This is a genomic window from Priestia sp. 3CA3, from assembly GCF_056836725.1.
Map to the genome: position 1 here is coordinate 1 of NZ_JBXENJ010000032.1, position 4,344 is coordinate 4,344.

7 protein-coding genes are annotated in these 4,344 nt (G+C 34.5%); 4 read left to right on the forward strand and 3 right to left on the reverse strand.

Going from position 1 to position 4,344, the window contains the following annotated elements:
- From AC1VNJ_RS26735 to AC1VNJ_RS26745, 3 genes are all read right to left on the reverse strand, one after another.
- Positions 1–666, reverse strand: a 666-nt coding sequence (locus tag AC1VNJ_RS26735; protein ID WP_482641624.1) for an Rpn family recombination-promoting nuclease/putative transposase, incomplete at its 3' end; no start/stop codon positions are given.
- A gap of 319 nt (positions 667–985) precedes the next feature.
- Positions 986–1,360, reverse strand: a complete 375-nt coding sequence (locus AC1VNJ_RS26740; RefSeq protein WP_482641625.1) for a hypothetical protein — start codon at positions 1,358–1,360, stop codon at positions 986–988.
- Positions 1,361–1,377: 17 nt separating this feature from the next.
- The gene (locus AC1VNJ_RS26745) at positions 1,378–2,559 is read right to left on the reverse strand and encodes an Alp7A family actin-like protein (protein WP_482641626.1); all 1,182 of its coding nucleotides are present in this window, start codon (positions 2,557–2,559) and stop codon (positions 1,378–1,380) included.
- 416 nt (positions 2,560–2,975) lie between these two features.
- On the opposite strand from AC1VNJ_RS26745, the gene AC1VNJ_RS26750 reads away from it, so the two are divergent.
- From AC1VNJ_RS26750 to AC1VNJ_RS26765, 4 genes are all read left to right on the forward strand, one after another.
- A complete protein-coding gene (locus AC1VNJ_RS26750) occupies positions 2,976–3,101 on the forward strand; it encodes a HepT-like ribonuclease domain-containing protein (protein WP_482641627.1) in 126 nt (41 codons plus the stop codon).
- Between the two features lie 177 nt (positions 3,102–3,278).
- The gene (locus AC1VNJ_RS26755) at positions 3,279–3,422 is read left to right on the forward strand and encodes an aspartyl-phosphate phosphatase Spo0E family protein (RefSeq protein WP_482641628.1); all 144 of its coding nucleotides are present in this window, start codon (positions 3,279–3,281) and stop codon (positions 3,420–3,422) included.
- A gap of 26 nt (positions 3,423–3,448) precedes the next feature.
- Complete coding sequence (locus AC1VNJ_RS26760) at positions 3,449–3,715, forward strand: GH32 C-terminal domain-containing protein (protein ID WP_482641630.1); 267 nt, start codon at positions 3,449–3,451, stop codon at positions 3,713–3,715.
- A gap of 74 nt (positions 3,716–3,789) precedes the next feature.
- Positions 3,790–4,152 carry a PfkB family carbohydrate kinase gene (locus tag AC1VNJ_RS26765; RefSeq protein ID WP_482641629.1) on the forward strand — a complete coding sequence of 121 codons (363 nt, stop codon included), beginning with the start codon at positions 3,790–3,792 and terminating at the stop codon, positions 4,150–4,152.
- Positions 4,153–4,344 lie beyond the last annotated feature (192 nt).

The following is a 4,344-nucleotide window of genomic DNA, read 5'->3' on the forward strand; positions in this document are numbered from 1 at the left end:
CGGATCTTGGCTAACACGTTCCCACTCGTCCATCGCTTTCTTTAATACTTGATCTTCTTGCATCGCAATCTCCTCCAATACCTGAGTGATTTCTTCATCTTCGGATGCTTCAAGTAATAATAACCATCGCACAAGTTGATCTTCCCGGGGGTCTACCTCTCTGTTACGCCATTTTATTAATAACTTAGGTAGCTCCATGAAATGAATTTCCAGCATATCCGTTAAGAGTAATTTCTGCTCTCGCTCATATAACTGAAAGGTAGAGTGATAATCATGAATATGAGATAAATAACGGAAGTTCACAATGTTAATGGTAATCGTTTTACAAAGCTCTCCGTAGTCCATGCCTTCTTTCATTTGACTACTGTACATTTTAGACCAGTAATAGAGTGTTCGTTTTTCCATGTCATGTTTGTTATTAAGCTGAATTTCAATATTAACGCGGCTTCCATTCTCTAACTGTGCGTGTACGTCTAAAATAGAGCGTTTATCTTCTTGGTTTTCTTTATTGAAATGTGGATCTAATAACTGCACCGTCTGAATTTTTTTATCATCTGGAAAACGGAGTGCTGCGTTCAAAAAAGCAGCTAAAATAGATTCATTTCCATGTGTGCCAAATAGTGATTTAAATGCAAAGTCGACACGCAAATCTAATCGTTTTGTCATAATATCCTCCATCATTTCCATGTTTGTTATTAGTATACCATGACTATACCGATTCCTTCTATCTAACACTTTAGGCGTAATTTTATTATCAATATAGTATCTGTTACACCTAATTATTAATGTTCTTCAGACAAAGAAGTAAGGAGGGGATTTAGAATAAATAGAAGTACTCGTACTGATTGCTATTACCAATAAATAAACTCCTCATTCACATTATTATTTTAGTTTGAGCACGCTCTCTGTATATATAGAAATACATTGAAAATCAATAAACCACGGAAAGTAAAAAATCCACTAGGACACCTAGTGGATTAGTATTTTAAAAATCACTATATTCTTCGAGATCATCGTCCTCTAAAGAACCAGATACTTGTTCTAAATCGGCAACTTTACCTTCTTTTAGGGTTTGACTTTCTGAATGCTCGTCTTCTAACTCTTCTTGTTTACCTACAAAACCGTTAGCTTTAGCTAACTGCTTTAATTCCTGCAGTTCTGAATTGATATGTTCGAGAAGCTCTTCTGTTCTATGTGTTTGTTCTACTTGGCTGGAAGATGAACTATGAAGCTCACGAACAACTAAGGATGAAATATAGTCCCCTAATTTTCGGGATTTTGCATATTTTGCAAGTACGTCATAGACTTCATCACTTAACTGGTTGGTTTTAATCGTAAAGGCGTTCTGACGCTCTGACATGGTTATCACCTACGCTGTTAGGATTTAACGGCTTTCTTCTCGGCTTGTTTCTTTTGAAGATATCCAAGGCTTCGAATTTCTAAGCCGAATAAATTCAAGTGACGACTATTTTCTGGCACTTTATGATATTTCTCGGTACGTTCTTCACCGATTTTTTCATTCATGCTATCCATAATGGCTACTTTTAGTGTCGGAGCAACACCACCACTATATACATATTTACGAACTTTATTTGCTGGTGGTGGGGCCACATCATTTAACTTCGCTAGTAAAATCTCTACATATTCTTTTAGAGAAGATGTAATTTGAGCTGTTAAATCAATAGATTCACCCGTATTTTCATTCTTCAACTCAAATTTTTGTTTGTTGTAGTTATCTAAAATAAACTGATCAAATGCACGTAAATCGGTAAACAGCTCTGGGAATTTTTCTTTTCGTAACTTATCAATGTGCGCTAAGTATGGAATACCTTCAATACTTTGGAATGATTCGCGACTGTTTGCAGCTTTCAATCCTTCAGGTAGAATAACAACATCAATGGATCCTCCGCCAATATCAACCATCACGGTTTCACATTCTATATATTCATTAGCATCTTCACGGTCTTGAAGCGTTAAGTCTTTCTTTAATGCAAAGCGTGCAATTTCCCCTTCTTTTAAACATGCACTTTCTTCTACAGAAACTTTTATTTCTTTTTCGAACCCTGGTGTATGAATACGGAAAGCATGGTCACCTAAGAAGCGAGTTGCCATTGCTTTTTGTGCTTCACCAAATGTGCTTTCTTTTTTTAGTAACCAGATTGGTAACATCGTAGAGAAATAGTCAATCTCGATGCCATTATCTTTTTGATCTTTTGCATGTAATGTATGGTAGTATGCAATGGCAGCTAGAAATGTCACATAAGGAATATGACTTGTAATTTTGTTATGTAAACGATTGATGTGGTTATTCGCAAGTTGTTGGCTTGCTGCGATATCACCGACTAAGAAATAACGTTCTTTCTCTTCGTCACCGATTGTTGTAGATAGTAAGATACGCTTCTTAAACTCTTCTGGTGCTGTTACGGCATCTGTAAAAAATGAATCAGCAACATCTTTTTGTAATTCTACAACGTTGGTTGGGAAATCAAATAGGTATCCATCAATGATATTCATATCAACGGAGTTTCCACAGTCTTTATTAAAACGTGAAATTTTCATGTTTATACACCTCATTTTTAAGTTGAACTTCTGTTGAACTCATTATACAAGAAGAAGGACAGAATTTCAATCTTTTAGTTCAACTTATTTATCTTCAAAAACTTACATATATCAACAAAAATTTTTATCTAGTTGAACTTATGAAGGAGTAAAAAAATAGTATTATGAAAGTTCTGGTTAGAGAATGTGAAGGTCACAAGTGGATTATAATAAGCAAGAATGTGTGAGAAACATAACACTCTTCTCAATATAAAATAAATATATAGTTGCCAAAAGTTTAAAAAGAAAATAAAAGAACGAACAGAACCTATTCTTATAGCTGAAGAACGATTAGGCCTTCTTCAAACCAGCAGAGAAGCTTTTGGTATGCTAGATTCACAATCATTACAAGTGAGATTGCGTATAGAATGAAAGATATGGTAGGGTTTCGGAACATTGCTGCTCACGATTATCAAGCGATTAATCAGGGTATTTTGCAGCAAATCTTAGATAAGTATTTAAGTAATTTTACTACTTATACTAAGCAAATTCTTGATGATTAATTGAAAGGGTTATTCTATGTCAAATACAAGACGTATTGTAACACGCATTAGGTATAAAAAATAAGCTATTCAAACCCTAAAAAAGGGATTCCGAGCTTTTAATTGGATTTTACAGAAAAAAATATAGTTAGTGTTAAAGAAAAACGTAACAATTTACAGAAATAGGTGGTTAGATAATTGCAAATATATAGGAATAACAATGGTTTAGTAAAAGCTTTACTTGTAGATATAGAGGCAGGAAGAGAACTTATGATTCAAATTGGTTTAGAAGAAGTATTTACCAGTAAGAATACCATTGTAACACTCAATCAGTTGGAATAAAAATACGTGGAATTAACCAGGAAGAGATTGTATTAACGTATCACTTGGACAAAGAAACACTGACACTCGATTGTTCTAAGTCTGGTAAAGTTGAAGATGGTGTAAGAAATACCATTTTTAGAGCAAATCAAGAGCTTTCTTTACGCATATTCATTGATCGATCCTCTATTGAAGTATTTGCAAATGAGGGACAAGCAACTATGACAAGTCGTATGTATCCAACTGAAGATAGATTAGGCATTGAGGTATTTGCAGATGTTCAAGATGTAAAGATTAATGAATTAACATATTGAAAGTTAAAAGATATCTGGAAATAAACTATGAATGAACAAGTGTACAAGCACTTGTTCATTGTTTTGGGGTGAAGATGTTGAAAAGAGTTTTTTGTATTGGTGAAACATTAATTGATTTTATTCCTGTTCAAAAAGAAAAGTCTTTAAAAAAAGTTACTAGTTTTGAACGTGTGGCTGGGGGAGCTCCTATGAACGTTGCAATTGCGATTGCAAAATACGGAGGAGATTCTGTTATGCTAACCAAAATAGCTAATAATAGCTTTGGTGATTATTTAGTAGATGTGCTTGAACAAAATGAGGTAGATACTTCCTACATTATTCGATGTGATGAAGGAGAGACTGGTTTGGCATTCGTATCTGTAGATAAATTGGGAGATAGGAACTTCAGTTTTACAGAAGGAATTCAGCTGACTTATTACTCTTACCAAACGAGGTGAAAGTAGAGTGGTTTGATAAGGGAGACCTTCTTCATTTTTGTTCTGTAGATTTAGTCGAAAGTCCAATGAAACAAACTCATATAAAAGTAATAGATAGTTTTCAAAAGATCGGGGGGATTGTCAGTTTTGATCCCAATGTTCGTCTTCCCTTATGGCCTGATAAAGAAAGCTGCCGTCGAAGGGGACTGACCT

Bases quoted from the DNA above. Each gene is read 5' to 3' on its own strand.
- AC1VNJ_RS26740 (WP_482641625.1), bottom strand. From the start codon at position 1,360: ATGTCAGAGCGTCAGAACGCCTTTACGATTAAAACCAACCAGTTAAGT.
- AC1VNJ_RS26745 (WP_482641626.1), bottom strand. From the start codon at position 2,559: ATGAAAATTTCACGTTTTAATAAAGACTGTGGAAACTCCGTTGATATG.
- AC1VNJ_RS26750 (WP_482641627.1), top strand. From the start codon at position 2,976: ATGGTAGGGTTTCGGAACATTGCTGCTCACGATTATCAAGCGATTAAT.
- AC1VNJ_RS26765 (WP_482641629.1), top strand. From the start codon at position 3,790: ATGTTGAAAAGAGTTTTTTGTATTGGTGAAACATTAATTGATTTTATT.